This window comes from Leptospira abararensis (assembly GCF_016918735.1).
Taxonomy (GTDB): Bacteria; Spirochaetota; Leptospiria; order Leptospirales; family Leptospiraceae; genus Leptospira_A; species Leptospira_A abararensis.
In genome coordinates this window covers 1-21,098 of sequence record NZ_JAFFPR010000048.1, presented here as the reverse complement: position 1 = coordinate 21,098, position 21,098 = coordinate 1, and the positions used below count along the sequence as shown (strand labels likewise).

Genomic DNA, 21,098 nt, shown 5'->3' with positions numbered 1-21,098 from the left:
TATTCTCCTCTCTAACTTGGATATTTCGTAATCAAATTGTAATATAATCCTCTTAAATAGAATTTCTCCAAAAGGATTCTATTTGAGATTGTGAGTACTGTCGGTTCCTTTCATTGATGGATCCGCATTTTTATGATGATGTTACGAGGATTTATAGGTTAATATTTGATGCTTAGAGGAATGAAACGTCTCAATCGATATGAAAATAGGATACTGAAAATCGTAAAGTTAGGTGGTAAACTAGTTCGATTCAAACAATTTGGTTTTTCCACAAGAACGAAAGAAGGTTTTCGGTTCCCCATTTATGTTTTAGAAATTGGAAAAGAAAAGGCAATCAAACAAAATGTAGCTGGGTTAGTTGCCGGAGTCCATGGCTTAGAAACGATCGGAATTCGTGTTTTGCTAGATTTTTTAGATGATTTGTTTGCACGCAAAACGTCGGAATTGTATCGAGAAATTAAAGATGGGGAATTAGGAATTGTCTGCATTCCAATTTTGAATCCGGGTGGTGTGGCAACGAAACGTAGGTCGAACCCAGGTGGCGTTGATTTGATGCGAAACTCGGGAGTGGAAGCGGTGAAAGCCCCTTTCTTTTTTGGTGGCCATAAAATTTCCAATGTATTTCCGTATTATAGAGGTAATGTTTTACAAGCGGAATCAAAAGTGTTAGATCGATTTTACAGCAAATACCTGTTACCTGCCGAAAACACTATGATTCCTGTGATCGATATTCATTCTGGATTTGGTGCAGTTGATCATGTTTGGTGGCCTTATGCAGGAACACATGAACAATGTGTAGATGAATCGTTATTTCAGAAAATTGCTAACCACCTTACTACAAAATTTAATCATATCTTGTATCGATTTGGTCCTCAAAGTGAAACCTATACAACCCATGGGGACCTTTGGGATCGCTTATATAATCAGTATCAAAAAACAAAAGCTCAGTCAAAACCAAATGGATCAAGATTTCTCCCACTTACATTGGAGATTGGAACTTGGGCGGACATTCAGTTGGATCCTTGGAAGGTCTTTCGTAAACGAGGTATTTTTAATCCTGCGCGGGAATCGAAACAAGAGTTGATCGTAAGCCATAGAAAATTCCTAACAGATGTATTGCGATTGGCGAAAAGTAGTATTTCTGATTTATCTTAAATCGAAAATTATTTTCCTTGGTAGAGACCTCTATGAGGCTCCTCTACCAAGGAAATTTCCGCTGCCTAACAAAAATAAAATTGCGCGATCTACGTTTTCTTTTTTGCTTTTTTCGGATTTAAGACCGGAAATATAACGCATCATTTCATTTTGCAAAGAAGGGCTAAGCGTTTCAAATTTAGCTTTTGCTTTTTTATTTTTCCCCAAAGCTTCTTTTAGTTCCAAGGATATCGGGTGAATTTTTTTTTCAGGATTGAACCTAATTTCGAAATTGGCCTTGTCTCCTACATTTTTTTTTGCAGCTCTTCTCATAGGTGTATTCAAATACAAACGCCATTCTCCACTATATTTAACGAGTGTTTGTGTGAATTGGAAACCATCAATTCTGAGAGTGACTCGAATTTTCCCTTTATCCGTTTTTGCTTGTTCCATGAGTGATACCAAAATTTGTTTAGGTAAAAATACAAAAGGATTGATCCCTATGATTTCGATTTTTGCTGAAAATTGTAAAAAAGGAAAATCGGACATTCCGTTTTTGTACGAAATGAAACCGGATTCTATCAATCAAATTTTTAAGAATAAATGGATTCTTTTCTATTTTGGGATTTTATGTTCCCTTTTTTCTAAATAATCACTTTACCATAAACAAAATCCTGTTATAGTTTGTCGTCTAGGAAAACACAGGTATGTCCTAGTATCGGTAAAATATGTATCAAATAAGTGAAGTCCTAAATCTTATTTTTGATAGTGTAGGGTTATTAATAACTTTACGGTTGCTTAGTTTGGGGTTAATTCCTAAATTTCACTTTTTGATTTTAGGTTTTTTTTGCGTTTGGCTGAGTAATATTTTTACTGTTATCGAGGGTTTTTTTTTCCAAGATTTTTTTAATCTCCTCGAACACACTTTTTACTTTCTTTCCTCAGTTCTATTTCTAGTAAGTTTGAAAAAAGAAATTTTGGTGTCACATCACTGATATGAATCTCGTAACCTTATTAAACCTATTCTCCTTATTCGTTTATCTGATCGCGATTTTTATCATAGTGAAAAATTTGATCCGTCGCCCTAACTATCGGGGAGAGGGGACATTCGTTTTGATTCTTGCCATTATTCCTTGTTATGTGAGTATTTCCAATGTATTTGAGCATGGATATTCGATAGACTATTTCGATGAGTACGAAGGTTTTTTTAAAGACCTATACGCCATGTTTTTTCTTATTTTTTTATATGTTCATTCCGTAAAAAAGGAACAAACGCAGCGGATTGAACATGAAAGACAAATCAAGTCTGATCTAAAATTAAAATCTAAGTTACTCACGGAAATTCACCATAGAGTGAATAATAATTTACAAATCATTTCCGGTCTTTTGGCAATGCAGGTAGAGTCAGAGAATGATCTTAAGTTAACAACTTCACTTGGTTTGATCCAAAATAGAATTATGGCGATCGCTTCGGTTCATAAAATTATCTATGGATCACCAAATTTATTGTATGTTGATTTGAATCTTATCTTTAATTCTATATTAGGTAATCTGAAAGTAACCTATTTAAACGAAAAAAATAATATTGAATTGCATGAGTTAATTGAAGAGGGTTTGGAAATGGATTTAGATCGAGCCATTCCTATGGGTTTGATTTTGAATGAACTTGTATCTAATTCTTTTCGACACGCCTTTATGAATCGTTCTAGGGGAAAAATTGAAGTTAGTTTGGGTAAAATGGGAGACCAATTTATCCTTGTGGTGAAAGACGATGGTTTAGGTATAGGAATTGATTTTTTGGATGGAAAAGGAATAGGTCTCACTCTTGTTAGAAACTTAGTAAAACAGCTTAGAGGAACATTGGCTACTGAAAAAACAAATGGCACTTGTTTTGAAATCCGATTTCCTATTCGGAATGAAAACGCGATTCAAATTTAGAAAATCATATCAATTTAATATCTTGTAGAACAATGGTTAAGGAACATTTATTTTTCCAGATATATAATTATCTCTAAATCCAGCAAGTCCATCTTGGGCAAAATAGGATGATAGGACAACACATTCGTTATTATAAGTAGTGACATCAAATGATCTTGGGTCCGTTTGGTACGTTCCGATTCCAATGGGAGAAAATTGTTCGGTATATACAAAACCTGCCGGGCCGTTACTACCACTTACGGTTGCACTGGTCGAATCTAAGTAAAAATATTCTTCCGTTGTACTTCCGATTGTTGTTTTTGCAGTATATTCCATCTGATTTCCAACCAAATCGACCACCATACAATGAGTTGCACAGTTTCCAATGATGGTTGGGGCATTCACACTACCCGCACAAGGAGATGGTGGAGGTGGTGGTGGAACTGTATCGATACTTCGATTTCCTTTTGCATCAGCAGTGGAACCCACAACAATAATTTTATAAGATGAGTTTAGTTCGGGAGTTAGAAACAGAAAGTTTTGAAAAGAGGTATCGAAAAACGTTGCAGAAATATAATTAATCACATTGTAGTTATCTGCTGCAAGAGTAATGATACTTGGTCTACCAATGTAGGCATCTAATCGTTTGTAGGCGGAGAGATCGGCTCCTGCTTGGAATTTGACTCGAATCACCTGGTACTCAGTTCCACCGATAAACGAACGTTTTGTTTCATAACTTATTGGTGGTAAAGTGATGGAGTTAGGTGGTATGGTCGGAGGGTTTGGTGGGGTGGTCGTCAACTCACGAAAGGAGATAAATTTTCCTTCTTTTTTTAGGGTTAGGAAAACTTTGAATTTTTTTGTATAATCTGAATATGAGAATACGACAGAGTTGGTTTGAAAAAGATCTTCTTTATGTTGGATATATCCGGTGATTTGACCCGTTTGTGTGTTAAAAGAAATTTCATTTGGATTTCCGATAAATGCTTCCACAGTTTCGGAACTGTCTTTCAGTGTTTTTAACTGGTATTCGATTAAGATATCTTGAAATTGTAAGTTTCCATCTTTTCTGTAAAAGGTCGTTAATTGTATGGATTGGAATTTATCTTCAAGGGTAGGGTTTGCGGGAACCCCAAGAAAATTCAAAAGTGCAACGGCAGAAAGATCCCCTTTGGTAGACTGACTGTTACACGAAACTATGAAAAGTGAGAAAGTTATAATTGGAAAACAAAGAGAGAGGCGCATCTATACCTCTTAACAATTGGAGGAAATATTTGATTCACAAATTTGTCTGAAATTCTGGTTTTGGAGAAAATTTTGATATTGAGAGTATTCGAATATTTGAAAGTGTTTGTGTTGTCGTGTAAATCAATCATTCAACTAGAAAAATTCACGAATAACGCTACAATCTTGTTTCTTCTAATAAGAACAGATGTATTATTTGTTTTCTTTATAGGCTTAGGATTTCGCCTAACTCTTTGATGCAATGGGTTGCAGATTCTTTGAATGGAAACTGCCCTGCCGGGTCAATGTAAATGGTATCGACGCCAGCAGCAGCTCCGGCATCTAAATCAAATACATAATCTCCTATCATCACTGTCTCTTTGGGATTTGCTTTCCAGAGATCCATCAAACGAAAGATCCCTTCGGGGTTTGGCTTTGGTAAGGCCCGCTCCCTGCAAAAAATAAAATCAGACTGAAAGTAATCAATTAAACCTGCTGCCTTCAAAGTTTCAATCGAGTTAGAAAAACTATTTCTAGTTAGAATGCCTAAGTTGTTTGTTTGGGTTTTGATTTCTTTTAATAGGTCCGAACAACCTCGGGAAGGCATTGATAACTTTGCAATTTTAAGTTCAATTTCACCTAATTGGAAATGTTTCTTTTCCGCTTCCTCTTTGGAGAGTTTTGATAAGGAAGTGAGGATATCTGTATCTAAAGGAATCTCTAGTTCTCGTTTGATGGCATCAAAGTCATGGTTGGCGATAGTCAAGGTGCCATCCATATCAAAGATCCAATTCTTTTTCCTTTTGAAAAAACTCATCGATTCGTTCCTTTATAATTCGTTTTTTGAATTTATATTTTTGAAATTAATTTCTTCTTCGGAGGGAAGTTTAATCAATATAGGTTTTGGGTCTAGACTTCTAATTCGTTTCTGCAAGGAAAATTCCTGTTTTCCTGGAAGGGATAAAGATGTTGTCCACAAGGATAAACTTTGTGTTGTATAAATTCCACATAACGGTTCTAAACCTGTCATTGATTCATAAAAGATTCCAGATACTGGTTCTGTTTTTTTTTGGAATGTATCTAATAACCTTTGAATGGTTTTTTCTTCGATATAAGGGATATCAATAGGTAATACATAAATAAAATCATTTAGTAGATTGTTTTCTTTTAAGTAGAAATAGGAAGAGAGAATCCCTTTTAATGGGCCTTCAACAGGAAGGTCCTGATCTAGAATGAGTGCGGATCTTTGTATATACTTAGAATAAGAATCTACTTGTTCTATGCGTAGCGAAACATAAATGGATCTACTTAAATGATTTAGTTTTTCTAAAATCTGGCCTAGGAAATGAGAGTTATTGCCGATTGGAACAAAACCTTTGTCTTCTCCCATTCGTACACTTTGTCCGCCGGCGAGAAGAATGAAAGTTGGATCAGTGGTTGTGGGTATCATCTACGCAGCCTTGTGACCATTCGGAGCTTCCATCTACATAATATTCTTTTTTCCAAATAGGAACTTCATGTTTGACTCGGTCGATGATGTAACGATTGGCTTTGTATGCCTCGTCTCTGTGGATGGCACCTGTGCTTACGATCACTGCCACTTCACCTAAAATCAGTTTTCCCAATCTATGGATACAATCGGCAAATTGTAAGTCCCATTTTTTGAATGCATCCTGTATAATATCAGAAATCATTTGGTTTGCCATTTCGGAATAAGCTTCATATTCTAAATGAGTGACTAACCTTCCTTCATTGATGTCGCGTACAATGCCAACAAAAAGTACATACCCACCCATGCTGGGAAGTTGTGGAAGTTGTGAGGAAAGTTCTATTTTGGTTTCTGTAATGTGTTTGAATTCTATATTTGTTTCCATTTAGCCACCGCTTGATGGAGGAAGGATGGCAACAATTGCCCCTTCCGTGATTGAATCAGAATCTTTGGCAATGATTTGATTGATAGAAATGCGACTGATTTTGATTAGGTTTTTCGCCTCTGGATTTAGATCGATAAGGAAAGACTTTAATTCAGAAACTGATTTGGTTCCATCGAAAGTGAGTTCTTGTCTGGATGGAAAAAAATCCTTTAGGGCAGCAAACGATAACAATTGGATTTTCATTTATCCTCCAATAAATTTCATAGAAAGTTCGGAACCTGTGAATTGCATTTTTTTAGTATCCATTGCCTGTTGCAAAACAAAGGGAATCTCCGAAGGGTCGGAAGGAAGGTCGAAGGATCTCTCGTCACTCAAACATCCATAAATCCTACCCAGAGAATCCATTCGAAGACGGTTACAACCCTCACAAAAAGGCTCTGTATGGTTGGCAATGATTCCAAAAATAAAACCTTCGTCTGTGATGTGATAGGTGGCTGTGGAGTCCGGTGCTGTAGGGTAAGGTTGGATGTTGTAACAACTTTGAATGATGTTACGAATTTCTTCAGCCGAATAAAAACAATCAGAGTGTTCCTCTTGCAGCGGACCCATTTTCATAAATTCTAAAAACCGAATTGGTATTCCATTTTCCCCTGACCATTGCAGGAGATCAAGAATTTCCGATTCATTATAACCTTTTAAGACTGTACAATTGACTTTGACTTCTAATCCAACTGTTTTTGCCTCTAAAATCCGATTTAATAATCGTTCAACGGGAAGTTTCCGATCACTAAGTCTTTCGAAACCTCGTTGCGAAAAACTATCCAGAGAAAAGTTCATCCGAGTAAGTCCTGCGAGTTTCATTTTTTGAATGAGTCCATCCTCAAAGAATCCGTTCGAAGTAATGGCAATTTCATTAATAGAAACTTCCTTCAGTTTTTGAATTAATAAAACAAGATCTTTGTGGAGAGTCGGCTCTCCTCCTGTTAGGTGCACTTCCTTCAGTTGGATGTGAGATGTGAGGGCTTTGATTTTTGATTCTAAAAGTTCAGGACTTAAGTAATGAATTTTTGGGTAGAAATTAGGAAGGTCAGGTTTGTTTTTGGGCGCACAGTAAACACAGGCAAAACTACAATGAGAAAGAATGCTCACTCGGAGTACTTCAAATTTTCTAGTTTCTAGTTTCACCTTAAGGTCGAGTTTAATCTAGTTTTCCCAATTGAAAACAAAAATAGGAATTTGGATTTAGTAATTAAACTATTTTGCTTAAAGTCTAATTTCTCCTTGATTGCCTTAAATCTTAAATTCTCCTCTCATTTATGGGTACAGAAGAGGAATCATTCTTCCAACGCCAAATCCAAGTTCCTGAAATTGGTAATCTTGGTCAAAAAAGATGGCGAGATTCTTCAGTCCTTGTCATTGGCCTTGGAGGCCTCGGATGTCCTGCTGCCTTACAACTCGCCCTCGGTGGGATTGGTCGGATCGGTCTTGTTGACTTTGACCATGTGGAAGTTTCGAATCTTCATCGCCAAACTTTGTTTACATTCCGAGATCTTGGACTACCCAAAACAGAAGTGGTCTCTAAAGTTTTGTTGGAGCATTGCCCTTGGTTGCAAGTGGAATGTTTTTCGGAATTGGTAGCAGAAGGAACAAAACCCGAAATTCTTGATGGATGGGATCTTGTTTTGGATTGTACGGACACCATTTCATCGAAGTATACAATCAATGATCTTTGTAATCAAAAATCGATTCCATTAGTGACAGCCTCGGTTTTTCGTACAAGTGCACAGTTTGCCATTTTTTCTGAGAAAGGCCAACCATGTTACCGTTGTTTGTTTCCGAATTTAAAAGAAGGGGATACTTTAAATTGTAAGATGGGTGGAGTGCTTGGCGTGCAGACGGCACTTGCAGGAACTTACCAAGCCTCCTTGGCTTTGCAATATCTATTAAATCCTAAGGTTACAGAATTATCTTCTGTTTACTTTATGGAATGGAATCCTCCTACACTTTACCAATCCAAGATTGAAGCGGATTTAGATTGTCCAAATTGTGGGAAAGGAAAAAAAGAAACCCAGATCATTTTGAATGAGAAAGAACTAAATCCCAGTGAATTCATAACCTATCAGAAAAAAAGAAATACTCTTCTTGTCGATGTCAGAGAAAAGGAAGAAACTGATTCTAATCCAATCCCAAATACTTTTTTGTTGCCTCTGTCTGAATTAGAAAGAGGGTATCTACCTGATTTTGATAAAGATCTAACTATTGTTTGTATTTGTGAAACAGGAGTTCGTTCCCAAAAAGCCGTTTCCTATTTACAAACCAAGGGAGAGATATTTTCCCTTAAGGGTGGCAGACGAGCCTATACCCAATATCTAAAAAACCAATCTTCCTTTTAGGCCGATTGTTTTTTAATCGATACTTTGATTCCACTAAAGGCAGCATTTCCGGAAAATGTATCAATGGCCTGGTCATCAGTCAGATCATTGATACTGACTCCTGAAAATTCGATGGCTACCTTTTGGTTGGTTCCACCTCGATTGTGTCCAAATCCATGGGGGATGCTCACAACACCTTGCATCAGTTCTTCGGTAATTTCTGCGTGGATTTGAATTTTACCAACTGAAGATTCTACTATGACTTCTTCATCGTTTAATATCCCCAAATGATGGGCGTCATTAGGATGGATCATAACAGTGCAACGAGGTTTCCCTGTCATGAGTTTGGGAAGATTGTGCATCCAGGAATTATTACTTCGTAAATGCCTTCTTCCGATGAGTAAAAATTGTGATTTGTCGGAGGTAAATTTTTCCCATTCCAAAAACTTACTTCTAAGACGCGGTAAGTCTTCTTTCAAAATCGCCGGGAAAAGATGGATTCTTTTGTCTTCGGTATACAATCGTTCCGGAAAACTGGGCTGTAATGGACCCAAGTCCACACCATGTGGACTATTTTTTAATAGTTCCAAACTCATCTCTTGATTATGAGGCCCTTTGGATCCATAAGGTCCTGACTTGAGTGCATGGTCAATGATACTAGCGGGTGTTAGTTTGGTTTTGATGATGTCTTTTGGGAGTTCTTTACCTGCTCTTGTTAGTTCCAATCGTTTGGTTAAATCAGAAAAAATTTCCCAGTCATGTAACATCCCTGGTTCCGGGGTAAATAGCGGTTGGTTGTAACGCGCTGTATTTCTAACTGCAAAAACATTAAAAATCAAATCATAATGGTCATGTTCTAAAGCAGAAGTAGGAGGTAAGATATAGTGCGCATGTTTTGTTGTTTCATTCAAATAAAAGTCAACACTTACCATAAAATCCAAACTAGCCAATGCTTTATCAAGCTTTGTTCCGTTAGGTGTAGATAAAACTGGATTTCCTGCAGAAGTAAAGAGGGCTCGAATTTTTCCTTCCCCTTCGGTGAGAATTTCTTCCGCGAGTGCTGCGACCGGAAGTTCGTCACTGAATTCAGGAAGTTTGCGAACTCTTGACTGGTAGGAATTAAAACTGCCTTGCGAAGAACGCATCACAGATCCTTCTCCCACTAGGTCCACCGCAGGGAGTGTGAACATGGCACCACCCCTTTTGTCTAAATTTCCTGTAACAATATTGATGACATTGATGAGCCACTGGCAGACCGCACCGAATTCTTGTGTGGAAACACCGACTCTTCCGTAACATACCGCAGAAGGTGCATTCGCAAATTCGAATGCGATTCTTTCGATCCTATCTTTGGAAACACCTGTGATTTGAGATACTCTTTCGGGACTATAGTCTTGAGCAATCGTTTGGATGGTTTTTAAGTCGTCTTTTCGAACTAATTCATTCGGTTTGGTCAGATCTTTTTCAAAAAGGACATGAAGGATCGATAGAAGAAAGTAAGCATCCGTTCCTGGTTTGATAAACAAATGTTCATCGGCATGGACTGCGGTTTCCGATTTACGTGGATCCACCACTACAAACTTTCCGCCTCGGTCTTGGATGGCTTTTAATCTTTTTTTGACATCAGGAACGCTCATTAAACTTCCGTTAGATGCAAATGGGTTACCACCTAAAATTAGAAAAAAATCGGTATGATCAATGTCTGGGATGGGGACTAGGAGTTGGTGGCCAAACATTAAGTAAGAAAGTAATTGGTGGGGCAACTGGTCTACTGAGGTTGCGGAGAAGTTATTTTTGGTTTTGAGTCTACTGGAAAATCTTTGACCGAGTAACATCGATCCGTAGTTGTGAACCGTTGGGTTTCCATTGTAAATGGCTACAGAATCGTTTCCGTATGTGGTTTGAATTTTTACAAGTTGGGTTGCGATATCGGAGAGGGCATCCACCCAAGAAACAGTTTCCCAACCAGTTTTTGTTCGTTTCTGAGGAAATTTGATACGATCGGGGTCTTGGTAGAGGCTTTTGAGTTCAGGTCCTTTGGGACAAATATGGCCTCGGCTGAACTTATCTTCTGGGTCTCCTTTAAATCCTTGGATGGAGCCATCTTTCAATTCGATTTGTAGTCCACACATTGCCTCGCATAAACTGCAAGACCGATAATGAATTTGATCCATAACTCTCTCCTAAGACAGAAATCTTAAGAGAAAGTTTTTCTTTAGACAAGTTTAAAATGAATCTATTTTTCTTAAAAATCGACTCTACTTAAGTTCTATGTAGCAGATACCAAAGTGGGCTTCTTCTCTCCCGTTGGTAGAATTTGATTCATTTCATCCCCCACTTCCTTTTCTTCTTCTGTTGAAAATCTTACAAGTAGGGTAAAGAAAGATGCAATGGTCACTGTGATCCCAATGATAAGTAGTGCGTTTTGGTAAGTTAAGTCCCCTCGGAATAAAAATCCCGCAGACACTGCTCCCGCATTTCCACCAGCTCCGACTATCCCAGATACGGCTCCAATTGCTTTTTTGTTAATGAAAGGAACAACAGAGAAAGTGGCTCCTTCAGACATTTGCACAAACAAACTAAAGACGATCATAGAGGAGATGGCAAGGATGAGAGAACTCATTTGTGAAAATAAAATCAAACAAAGTCCTTCCCCTGCAAGTACTGCTGACAACCAAACAACTCTTCCACGAAGACCCCATTTGATTCCGAACTTATCACCAAAAGCACCACCGAGTGTTCTTGCAAATAAATTCATAAGTCCAAAAAGTCCAGCAATGAGTCCTGCAGTGGCAGGAGAAAGTTTGAACTGGTCAACATAATACAAGGCAGCAATGTTATTGATGGTAAGTTCAATTCCAAAACAAGCACCGTAAGCAAGGAAGAGTAACCACACTCTTGGATCTTTGATCACGAGTAAGAAGTTACTCAGTGAATTTTTCTTTCCCCCTTGGAAGGTAGGATAGGTTTCTTTGATGTCTTTAAAGTTTCCACCAGGCGTGTCTTGTGTTCCGAAGTAATAAATGACCCCCATGATAAACAAAGCAGCACCAGGAACCACCATGGCAAGTCTCCAAGAAACTCCTGTAGTAAATCCGAAAGCGACAAAAAATCCAAATAGGATGGGCATCACCATTTGAGTCACACCACCACCTAAGTTACCCCATCCCGCAGTGGTTGCATTGGCAGTACCAATGATGTTTGGTGCAAACATAACAGAAGTATGGTATTGAGTGATCACAAAAGAAGCACCTATGGCACCTATGGCCAATCGTAGAAGTAAAAAGGAAATATAACTATCCGCAAGTCCAATAGTCATTACAGGAATGGATCCCAATGTTAAAAGAAATGTATAGGCGATCCGTGGACCAATTTTGTCGCACAACCAACCGATAAAAAGTCGCATAAATATTGTAATGGCGACAGAGGCAATGATGATGTTACCTATTTGGGCTTTTGTTAAAGAAAGCTCTTCTCTAACATAAACCATAAGGGGAGCGATTCCAAACCATCCAAAAAAACATAGAAAAAATGCAATCCATGTTAGGTGAAAGGTGCGCATCTGGGGTGTTGCCAGGCTGAATAATTCGATTTTAGTTGCTTTCGCATGAGGTGTAATGGTCACGGTGAGTGTACTCCTAATGCTGATAAACAGTGCAAAAAGCGTACCAGAGCACGAAATGATCTAAAATGGGATAAAACGCCTTAAAACTAAACTTTACGCTTATGGTTTTCCCTTATGTAGAATATGTACTACAATTCGGCAATTTTTTTGACCAAAAAGCGTATCATCTGCGTACTGCTTGTACAGAAAATTTGGAGATTGAGATCACCAAGGCAGAAATTCGATCATATCCCCTTGTTGGATTTGCGAGAGTTCCCCAGGAAAGATCGCAAGCCCATCGGAGAAAATGCCGGCACGGATATCCCCACTTCCGTTGAATGTAAGCGGTGTGAGATAGGTTTTGTCTGTTGTTTCTAATCGGGCAGGAAAAAATTCCGTAAGAGCACCTTTTTTTTGTTTGGTGGTGGAGTAGGGAAGTTTATAAGAGGGAAGTTGACTTTGGCCGTATGACTTTCTTAAAAATGGTTCGAGAAAAATACGAGAACAGGTTTGTACGCTAAATGGATTTCCCGGCATTCCAAATACGATCGTGTTTTTTCTTTTTCCAAACCAAATAGGTTTTCCCGGTTTGATCGCTGTTTTATGAAAGATAAGTTCTACACCTAATCTTTGTAAAATGGATGGAACAAGATCCATACTTCCCATAGAAACGCCACCAGAAAGAATTAGAATGTCGGCTTCCAAACCTTTTTGGATTTGTTCGGTGATTTCTGATTCTAAATCGGGTACATGGGTAACAGACTCCGGTTGGATTTTGTACTTGGATAGAATGGAAGTGATGGTATAAGAATTGGAATCTCTAATTTGGTAGGGAAGGGGGGACGTTTGGATGGGAACCACTTCATTTCCTGTAGAGATGATATGAACCTTAGGAACTTTGATGACCTGAACCATTGCCTTACCAAGACTTGCAAGGAGTGAGAATTCCGATGTTCCGATTTGGATACCTTTGGGTAAAACCAATTGGTTGTTTTTTACGTCTTCTCCTTGTTTGGCGATATTTTGCCAAGGTTTGACATCTTTTAACGAAAACGAAACTTGTTTTTGTCCATTCAATTCGGTAAGATTGGCATCTTCAATTTTGATGACTAAATCAAAACCTTCGGGAACCGGGGCACCGGTCATGATCCGGATCGTCTTTTCGTTCGGTTCTAAATCCATACTCATTCCCGCAGGAAGTTCTCTGTGGTATGGATAAATTTGGTTTGGTGTGTAATCTTTAGAATTTAATGCAAATCCATCCATCGCCGAACGATGAAAAGGTGGATAGTCCCTGTCTGCAACAATATCTTCGGCAAACACACGTCCCAAGGTTTGGTCTAAAGATACAATTTCACTCGGATAAATTCGCACTTCCGATAAAATTTTATCCAGAGCTTCAGAAAAGGAAATCAATGACCTTCTCCTCTCATCATTTTTTTGGCATGGAAAATGGCAGGTAAAATAGCAGTCATACTTTCTCTGGCACCGTTACTACTTCCAGGAACGGAAACAACGAGGGACTTTCCGATCCTACCGGCTATGGAACGAGATAACATCGCAAAAGGGGTTCTATCTTGGCCAAAGGAGCGCATCGCCTCGGTCACACCGGGTAATTCCTGTTCTAACATTTGTTTTATGGTGTCTGTGGTATTGTCCCTAGGCCCAAGCCCTGTCCCACCTGTAGTGACAATCAGATCAATTTTTTCATTTGTCCATAAGGAGATTGTGTTCTTTATTTCCGATGGTTCATCAGGAACAATTTTAATTTCTAAAACATCGACCCCTTCTTGGAGGAGAAGGTCTGCGATAACTTTGCCCGATCCATCTTCTTTTTTACCAGCAAAACAAGAATCGGAACAAACTAAGATTTTTGCATTGGACCCTTTTGCAAATTTGGAAATTTGGGCATCTGTTTTTCCTCCTTTTTTTTCAAGGAGTCGGATCGAAGAAATTTCTATTTCTTTATCAATCGGTTTTAGGAGATCATAAATCACAAGGGCCGCTACAGTAACTCCCGTTAGTGCTTCCATTTCAATTCCAGTTTTACCAATGGACTTGGCTTCTGTTTGGATGCGAATTGCATTTTTTTCTTCTAGGATTTCAAACTGAACTACAAAGGAATCAATGGGTACCGGATGGCAATGGGGGATGAGTTCTGAGGTTTTTTTAGATCCAAGAAGGGCCGCAGCTTTCGCTACACCAAAGAGATCCCCTTTGGGTAATGTATTGGCTTTGACTCTGGCTATGGTCTCCGCCTTACAATACACATACCCTTCCGCTTCTGCATACCGAAGGGTGGTTCGTTTGCCTGTAATATCATTCATTCCTATCCCTTATCAGGGTGTGAGAATGGAAGAACAGCCATTTTTCAAATTTTCCATCTCACGATAGAAACGAACAATCTCCCCGATCACAAGAATGGCAGGGGATTTGACCTCGTTCTCTTCAATGATGGATTGGATGGAATTCAAATTTCCTGTAAAAACTCGTTCTGTATTGAGAGTTGCATTTTGAATGACTGCAATAGGAGTATCTTTTGTATTTCCGGCATCCAGGAGTTCGGAGACAATGAGACCAATCGAATTGAGTCCCATATAAACTACGATGGTTTTCCCAACACAGTTGAGGTTTTTAAAACCTTCGGAGTTGGCTCCATCCTTTTTGTGTCCCGATAGGAAAAGGATCTCTCTTGCATAGTCTCTATGGGTCAAAGGAAATCCTAAGGAAGAGGCAACCCCTGATGCAGTGGTGATGCCAGCAACGATCTCACATTGGATTCCTTCTGCAAGAAGCGCGGCAAACTCTTCTCCCACTCGACCAAAAATGGATGGATCACCCCCTTTTAGCCTAACGACCGTCTTAAATTCGTTAGCCGCTTGAATGAGTTTGGAATTGATCTCGTCTTGCAAACAACTATGGACTCCGAGTCGTTTCCCGACATAAACCAATTGGATTTTTTTTCTACAAACACCGAGAATTCTCGGAGAAACCAAATCATCATAAAAAACTACATCTGCTTTTCGCAAAGTTTTCAAGGCTTTGACGGTTAGAAGTTCTGGATCCCCCGGCCCTGCACCTACCAAATACACCTTACCTTTGTTTGATTGGTTATTTGTAGAGTCCATATGGATACCGATTAACTGTTGCTACCCGGAAGTGATGGTTCCACTTCCAAATAGACAGATCCATTTTCCACAACCACTTGGTATAGATTCACTTTGTAATTTTCTCCACTCAGACATTCACCACTGGTGAGTGAATAATTTCTTTTATGGAGAGGGCATACTACTTTTGGATCACCATTGGTATCTCCGAGAAACCCACGAGACAATACCATATCTCCTGTATGAGGGCATGCATTGTCACAGGCATACCATTCTTTCCGAGATTCAAAGTAGAAGATCGCAATTTGTTTTTCGCCCACTTTTGCTGTGACTCCACCTTCTTTTTCAAATTCAGAAACTGGACCTATGAATACTCGTTCTTTGTTTTTTGTATCTACTGACATTTTGTTTCTCCTGTTTATGAATTGACTAAATCTTTTTCTACCCAATCCACTGGGCGAATCTGACCACGTTCTTCGATAAATTTGATATTCGGATCTGTTTCATTACTGTTCACAAAATGTCTAAATTTCTTTTGTTTTTCCGTATCTTCCACAACATCCTTCCACTCGCAGAGATAAGTGTTCACAAGAGCATTCATCTCTTCATCTAGTTGTGAGTTGATTCCGAGCCTATCATTGATCACTACATCTTTTAAGTAGTCGATTCCACCTTCTAATTGTTCTAGCCAAGTAGAGGTTCTCATCAGTTTGTCTGCGGTTCTGATATAGAACATCATATAACGGTCGATATACTTAATACAGGTGTCTTCGTCTAGGTCTTCTGCAAAAAGAATTGCATGTTTAGGATTCACTCCCCCGTTCCCACCGATATAGAGGTTCCAACCTCTTTCTGTTGCAATGATTCCAAAGTCTTTTCCGCGAGCTTCCGCACATTCACGAATGCAACCGGACACTCCGCACTTTAATTTATGAGGAGCACGAATTCCTTTGTATCGTTCTTCTAATTTGATCGCAAAGGAAGTACTGTCTTGGACTCCAAACCGGCACCATGTGGAACCGACACAACTTTTGACCGTTCGCATCGACTTTCCATAAGCATGTCCACTTTCAAATCCAAACTCGATTAGATCCTTCCAAATCGCAGGGAGTTGGTCAATCCTTGCACCTAACAAGTCGATACGTTGGCCGCCAGTGATTTTGCAATAGAGATTGTATTTTTTGGCAACATCGCCGATCGCAATGAGTTTTTCTGGAGTGATCTCTCCGCCGGGTATTCTCGGAACCACAGAGTAGGTTCCTCCTCTTTGGATATTGGCGAGGTACTTGTCGTTGGTATCTTGGATTTCTCTATGTTTGAGGATGGGTTCGTTCCAGACACTCGCAAGGATGGAGGCAACCGCTGGTTTACAAACTTCGCATCCGTTCCCACGACCCACTTCTTTGATGACATCGGGAAAGTTTTTCAGTGATTTGACTTTGATGACCTGAAACAGTTCTTTTCTAGAAAATTTGAAATGTTCGCAGAGATGTTCTGTGACTACCTTTCCTTGGACTTTTAGCTCTGCTTTGAGGATGGAGTTAACTTGCGGCAAACATCCACCACAACCACTCCCGGCCTTCGAACAGTTCTTCAAACTAGTGATGTCATAACATTCTTTTTCGCGAATGGCTCTTAGGATATCTCCTTTGGAAACATTATTACAAGAACAGATTTTTGCTTCATCTGGCAAAGCATCCGCACCAAAAAGATTTTCAGCAGAAACAGATCCAACAATTAAAGTTTCTGGTTCTTCTGGAAGTTCCATTTTGTTTAAATAGAAGGAGAGTAGGTTTCCGTATGCTTTGGCATCCCCTACAAGAATTCCACCTAACAGGTATTTGCCGTCAGGAGAGATGACTAGTTTTTTGTAAACGCCACTTCTTGGGTTTTTAAAGACAATTGGGATATGTTCCGATTGGCCGAGGGCATCTCCAAAGGAAGCCACTTCGACACCAATTAACTTTAATTTTGTAGATAAATCAGATCCAATATAAACCTTTGGTTTACTTCCTGGGCTACATAAGTTGAAGGCAAGGGTTTCTGCCATCTCATAACCAGGGGCCACAAGCCCATAAATAAAATTTCTATGTAAGGCTACTTCACCGATCGCATAAATCCCATACACATTGGTTCCCATTCCATCATCGACGATGATTCCTCCGCGTTCCCCCACAGCAATCCCTGCTTCTTTTGCTAGTTCATCTCTAGGGCGAATTCCCGCAGAAACAATGAGCATATCAAACTGAAGACTACCACCGTCCTTAAATTCAAAACCTTCGATTTTTTCTTCACCAAGGACTTTTTCAGTTTGTTTGTTTAAATGAATTTCAACACCAATCTCTTCAATTTTGGATTTTAAAATGGCAGCACCACCATCATCCAACTGCCTTGGCATAAGCCTCGGAGCAAACTCTACAACATGAGTTTCTTTACCTAAATCAACCAGTGCTTTCGCAGCTTCTAGTCCAAGCAATCCACCACCAAGCACAGCTGCCTTTTTTACTTTTTTGCTGTATTCCATTGTTTGTTCTAAATCTTCAATGGTTCTGTAAACAAAAACTCCTTCCTTATCTAAACCTTCCAGGGGAGGTACAAAAGGAGAGGAACCGGTGGCAAAAATCAGTTCATCGAAGTCAAGTTCTGTGCCAAGATTGGTAACTAACTTTCGTTTGATGGTATCAATTGATACTGCTGGTTCTGATAATAACAATTTGATTCCATTTGACCTGTACCAATCAGGAGGGCAAAGGTATAAGGAGTCGGCAGACTTATCGGCAAAATATTCGGAGAGATGGACTCGGTCGTAAGCTCGTCTTGGTTCTTCCCCAAGGACTGTGATTTCAAATTTGTCTGTGCCACCGAACTCCACTAATTTTTCGCAAAACCTGTGGCCCACCATCCCGTTTCCTATTACGATTAACTTTCGCTTGATCATTTTGTTACCCTACCTGGACCCAAAAGTTTTCTGAGAAGAACCGCTAGAATGGTTCCAATCTTCCTACAATATGCACGAAGTGTACCTAACGGAGGCAGCTAGATTAAAAATAGAACTGATTTGGGGATGTATTTAGGGAATAGAGAGGGTCTTTCTCAAAAAAATATAAATTTCACTATAAAAAAAGAGAATCTGCCTTCTTTTCGTGCATGAGTTTTCCAAATAAGTCACTTTCCTTTTGAACTTTTTTTCATCCTTTCTACTATAATTTAGCGATTCTGTACGATTTATGTACATAATTATTAAATAGTTCTCCGTGCTTTTGCAACCCCTGACTTCCATCTGGGCTGATTTAATTCAAATCCCTATGGGAATAAGCATTTTTGTGAATATTTCAGCAATTGGCATAGTTATTGCTGATTGTTTGTGTGCAAATTCAAGAAACCTATGCATCCACTTGTTCTTATTGTGGGGTTGGTTGTGGCGTTACCGTTCACAAAACTGGCCCGACAGAGATCTCTATTGAAGGGGACAAGGACCATCCAGCGAACAAGGGGCTTCTATGTTCGAAAGGGCTTAATTTGCACTATACGGTGATGGATAGAAGTGATCGTATCCTCCATCCTTCCTATAGAAAAGATAAGAATCTTCCACTATCAAAAGTTAGTTGGGATAGTGCTCTTTCTGGAATTGCCGATAAATTCAAAAAGTTGATTCAAACTCATGGCCCAGACTCTGTGGGATTCTATGTTTCTGGCCAACTCCTTACAGAAGAATACTATATTATCAATAAACTCATCAAAGGATTTATTGGTAGCAATAATATTGATACAAACTCAAGGCTTTGTATGAGTTCTGCTGTTGTGGGATACAAAATGGCTCTCGGCGAAGACAGTGTGCCAGTAGCTTACGAAGACATTGAGCTTGCTGATTGTTTTCTCATTGCCGGAGCCAATCCTGCTTGGTGCCATCCCATTATATTTCGTAGAATCGAAGCTCATAAAAAGAACCATCCTGATGTAAAGATCATCGTTGTGGATCCAAGAAGGACGGATACTTGTGAGGACGCTGATTTACATTTACAAATCCATCCAGGAACTGATATTTATCTTTTCCACGCAATCGCCAAAGTTCTAATCCAAAACAATTGGATTGATTCTGGATTCATCGAATCCCATACAGAAGGGATTGAAGCATTAAAAATGCTATTATCTAACTTTGACGTAGAATCAGCAGCAAAGACCTGCGGAATTCCTGCAAGCGATATTCATTTAGCAGCATCTTACATAGGTCATGCGAAAGGATTTTTATCCTTATGGGCCATGGGACTGAACCAAAGTGTAGTTGGTGTTAATAAAAACCTGGCTCTACTCAACTTATCTTTGTTGACTGGGAAAATTGGAAAACCAGGAAGTGGTCCTTTTTCTCTTACTGGACAACCCAATGCCATGGGTGGAAGGGAAGTCGGTGGACTTTCAAATTTGTTACCAGCACACCGTGATTTGAGTAATGCAAATCATAGAGAAGAAGTAGCAAACTTTTGGGGAGTGGAAACCGAAGTCATCCAAAGTAAACCTGGTTTTACCGCAGTGGAAATGTTTGAAAACCTTCGCACGGGAAAAATGAAGGCAGTCTGGATTATTTGTACAAATCCAACCACAAGTATGCCGGATGCTCGGATGGTAGAACAAGGGTTACGTGCCGCAGAACTTGTGGTTGTCCAAGATATATCTATGAATTCTTCTGCCATTCCTTATGCGGATTATGTTCTTCCTGCAGCAGGTTGGGCTGAAAAACAAGGAACCATGACCAATTCCGATCGGCGCGTGACTTATCTTTCTAAAATTCTTGAACCACCTGGTGAGGCGCTCGCAGATACTCTGATCATTCAAAAGTTTGCAGAGAAGATGGGTTTTAGTTCTTCTTTTACTTATCAATCGGAAGAAGATGTATTTCTAGAACATTGTGCCTTAACAAAAAATACTAAAATTGATATCAGTGGACTGGATTATTCAATTCTAAAAGAAAAACGATCTGTGCAGTGGCCTTATCCTCAGAAAGACCACGGAGGAACTCCGAGATTATTTTCGGATCATATCTTCTATCGTGCGAATGGAAAGGCAAAGATCTTTGATGTTTCCCCCGAAGATACTTCGGAAAAAACATCCGATGCATACCCCTTCATACTAACTACAGGTCGAATTCGTGACCAGTGGCATACTATGACCCGAACGGGCAAAGTACAAAAACTCATGGAACACAAATCGGAACCGTATTTGGAGATTCATCCAGAGGATGCAAAACGAATGGATCTCATTGATGGAGCGATTGCGGAAGTATCGAATGATAGAGGTGTGGTTCGTGTTCGAGCAAAAATTACTGATACCATCAAACAAGGGACAGTTTTTTTACCCATGCATTGGGGGAAAAAAAATAAAAACGATGAGTCTCGGGCAAATAACCTAACAAGTAAATCTTTTGATCCCTTTTCCAAACAACCGGGATTTAAAATTTCTGCGGTGCAGGTAAAACCTTATGCCAAGGAAAAGGAAAGCATTCTTATCATTGGTGGAGGAAATAGTACACACGCTTTTATCAAAAATTATAAAGAACTAGCTCCCGATGATGAAATTACCGTAATTTGTAAGGAAGAAAATCCTTTATACAATCGAATCCTTCTTCCTGATTTTATTAGCGGTGAAAAAGAATTTTTTGAACTCTCAAGTGCTGACTCTGAAGAAGTGGTCTCTTGGAATATCAATCTTCATACCTCTACCTCTGTGACTGAGATTTTACCGGAAGCAAAGATTGTTAAAGATGCAAATGGCAATTCTCATTCGTATAACAAACTAATCCTTGCTACCGGAAGTTCTCCTCAAATTCCAAAATCCATAACACCAGATATGGTGGGAGTTTTTAGTTTACGTG

The 21,098-nt window shown here is 39.2% G+C and carries 18 protein-coding genes; 4 read left to right on the top strand and 14 right to left on the bottom strand.

Annotation, left to right across the window (positions count from 1 at the left end):
* The first annotated feature begins 168 nt into the window (after positions 1-168).
* Positions 169-1,155 carry a M14 family zinc carboxypeptidase gene (locus tag JWG40_RS13320; RefSeq protein WP_205286332.1) on the top strand — a complete coding sequence of 329 codons (987 nt, stop codon included), beginning with the start codon at positions 169-171 and terminating at the stop codon, positions 1,153-1,155.
* A gap of 30 nt (positions 1,156-1,185) precedes the next feature.
* On the opposite strand, the gene JWG40_RS13315 is transcribed toward JWG40_RS13320, so the two are convergent.
* Entirely contained in the window at positions 1,186-1,683 is a 498-nt protein-coding gene (locus JWG40_RS13315) for a YdeI/OmpD-associated family protein (protein WP_205286283.1), read from the bottom strand.
* A 447-nt stretch (positions 1,684-2,130) separates the two neighbouring features.
* Between JWG40_RS13315 and JWG40_RS13310 the strand changes: the two genes are divergently transcribed.
* Positions 2,131-3,072: a sensor histidine kinase gene (locus JWG40_RS13310; protein WP_205286282.1), complete on the top strand. Its 942-nt coding sequence runs from the start codon at positions 2,131-2,133 to the stop codon at positions 3,070-3,072.
* A gap of 36 nt (positions 3,073-3,108) precedes the next feature.
* Here the strand turns inward: JWG40_RS13310 and JWG40_RS13305 are convergent, their stop codons facing one another.
* From JWG40_RS13305 to JWG40_RS13280, 6 genes are all read right to left on the bottom strand, one after another.
* Entirely contained in the window at positions 3,109-4,296 is a 1,188-nt protein-coding gene (locus JWG40_RS13305; RefSeq protein WP_205286281.1) for a hypothetical protein, read from the bottom strand.
* Between the two features lie 205 nt (positions 4,297-4,501).
* Positions 4,502-5,092, bottom strand: a complete 591-nt coding sequence (locus tag JWG40_RS13300; protein WP_205286280.1) for an HAD family hydrolase — start codon at positions 5,090-5,092, stop codon at positions 4,502-4,504.
* A gap of 12 nt (positions 5,093-5,104) precedes the next feature.
* Positions 5,105-5,725 carry a molybdenum cofactor guanylyltransferase gene (locus JWG40_RS13295; RefSeq protein ID WP_205286279.1) on the bottom strand — a complete coding sequence of 207 codons (621 nt, stop codon included), beginning with the start codon at positions 5,723-5,725 and terminating at the stop codon, positions 5,105-5,107.
* Positions 5,706-6,149 carry a molybdenum cofactor biosynthesis protein MoaE gene (locus tag JWG40_RS13290; protein ID WP_205286278.1) on the bottom strand — a complete coding sequence of 148 codons (444 nt, stop codon included), beginning with the start codon at positions 6,147-6,149 and terminating at the stop codon, positions 5,706-5,708. Before JWG40_RS13290 ends, JWG40_RS13295 begins: the two co-directional genes overlap by 20 nt.
* Positions 6,150-6,392 carry a MoaD/ThiS family protein gene (locus tag JWG40_RS13285; protein WP_205286277.1) on the bottom strand — a complete coding sequence of 81 codons (243 nt, stop codon included), beginning with the start codon at positions 6,390-6,392 and terminating at the stop codon, positions 6,150-6,152.
* Positions 6,393-7,334, bottom strand: a complete 942-nt coding sequence (locus tag JWG40_RS13280; protein WP_205286276.1) for a GTP 3',8-cyclase MoaA — start codon at positions 7,332-7,334, stop codon at positions 6,393-6,395. It abuts the gene before it with no gap.
* 131 nt (positions 7,335-7,465) lie between these two features.
* Between JWG40_RS13280 and JWG40_RS13275 the strand changes: the two genes are divergently transcribed.
* Positions 7,466-8,542, top strand: coding sequence for a HesA/MoeB/ThiF family protein (locus JWG40_RS13275; protein WP_205286275.1), 1,077 nt, complete (start codon positions 7,466-7,468; stop codon positions 8,540-8,542).
* On the opposite strand, the gene JWG40_RS13270 is transcribed toward JWG40_RS13275, so the two are convergent.
* The 7 genes from JWG40_RS13270 to nirB all read right to left on the bottom strand — a co-directional run bounded on the left by JWG40_RS13270 (position 8,539) and on the right by nirB (position 18,170).
* Positions 8,539-10,695 carry a molybdopterin-dependent oxidoreductase gene (locus JWG40_RS13270; protein ID WP_205286274.1) on the bottom strand — a complete coding sequence of 719 codons (2,157 nt, stop codon included), beginning with the start codon at positions 10,693-10,695 and terminating at the stop codon, positions 8,539-8,541. The two genes, JWG40_RS13275 and JWG40_RS13270, sit on opposite strands and share 4 nt — an antisense overlap.
* A gap of 95 nt (positions 10,696-10,790) precedes the next feature.
* Entirely contained in the window at positions 10,791-12,146 is a 1,356-nt protein-coding gene (locus tag JWG40_RS13265; RefSeq protein WP_205286273.1) for an MFS transporter, read from the bottom strand.
* 204 nt (positions 12,147-12,350) lie between these two features.
* Positions 12,351-13,541: a molybdopterin molybdotransferase MoeA gene (locus JWG40_RS13260; protein ID WP_205286272.1), complete on the bottom strand. Its 1,191-nt coding sequence runs from the start codon at positions 13,539-13,541 to the stop codon at positions 12,351-12,353.
* Positions 13,538-14,452 carry a bifunctional molybdenum cofactor biosynthesis protein MoaC/MoaB gene (gene moaCB, locus JWG40_RS13255; RefSeq protein WP_205286271.1) on the bottom strand — a complete coding sequence of 305 codons (915 nt, stop codon included), beginning with the start codon at positions 14,450-14,452 and terminating at the stop codon, positions 13,538-13,540. Before moaCB ends, JWG40_RS13260 begins: the two co-directional genes overlap by 4 nt.
* A 12-nt stretch (positions 14,453-14,464) precedes the next feature.
* Positions 14,465-15,253 carry a uroporphyrinogen-III C-methyltransferase gene (gene cobA / locus JWG40_RS13250; RefSeq protein ID WP_205286270.1) on the bottom strand — a complete coding sequence of 263 codons (789 nt, stop codon included), beginning with the start codon at positions 15,251-15,253 and terminating at the stop codon, positions 14,465-14,467.
* Between the two features lie 11 nt (positions 15,254-15,264).
* On the bottom strand, positions 15,265-15,636 hold the full coding sequence (nirD, locus tag JWG40_RS13245) for a nitrite reductase small subunit NirD (RefSeq protein ID WP_205286269.1): 372 nt from the start codon (positions 15,634-15,636) through the stop codon (positions 15,265-15,267).
* Between the two features lie 14 nt (positions 15,637-15,650).
* Positions 15,651-18,170, bottom strand: a complete 2,520-nt coding sequence (nirB, locus tag JWG40_RS13240; protein ID WP_205286268.1) for a nitrite reductase large subunit NirB — start codon at positions 18,168-18,170, stop codon at positions 15,651-15,653.
* Between the two features lie 428 nt (positions 18,171-18,598).
* Here nirB and JWG40_RS13235 point away from each other — a divergent pair.
* A partial coding sequence (locus JWG40_RS13235; protein WP_205286267.1) for a molybdopterin-dependent oxidoreductase occupies positions 18,599-21,098 on the top strand: 2,500 nt, incomplete at its 3' end.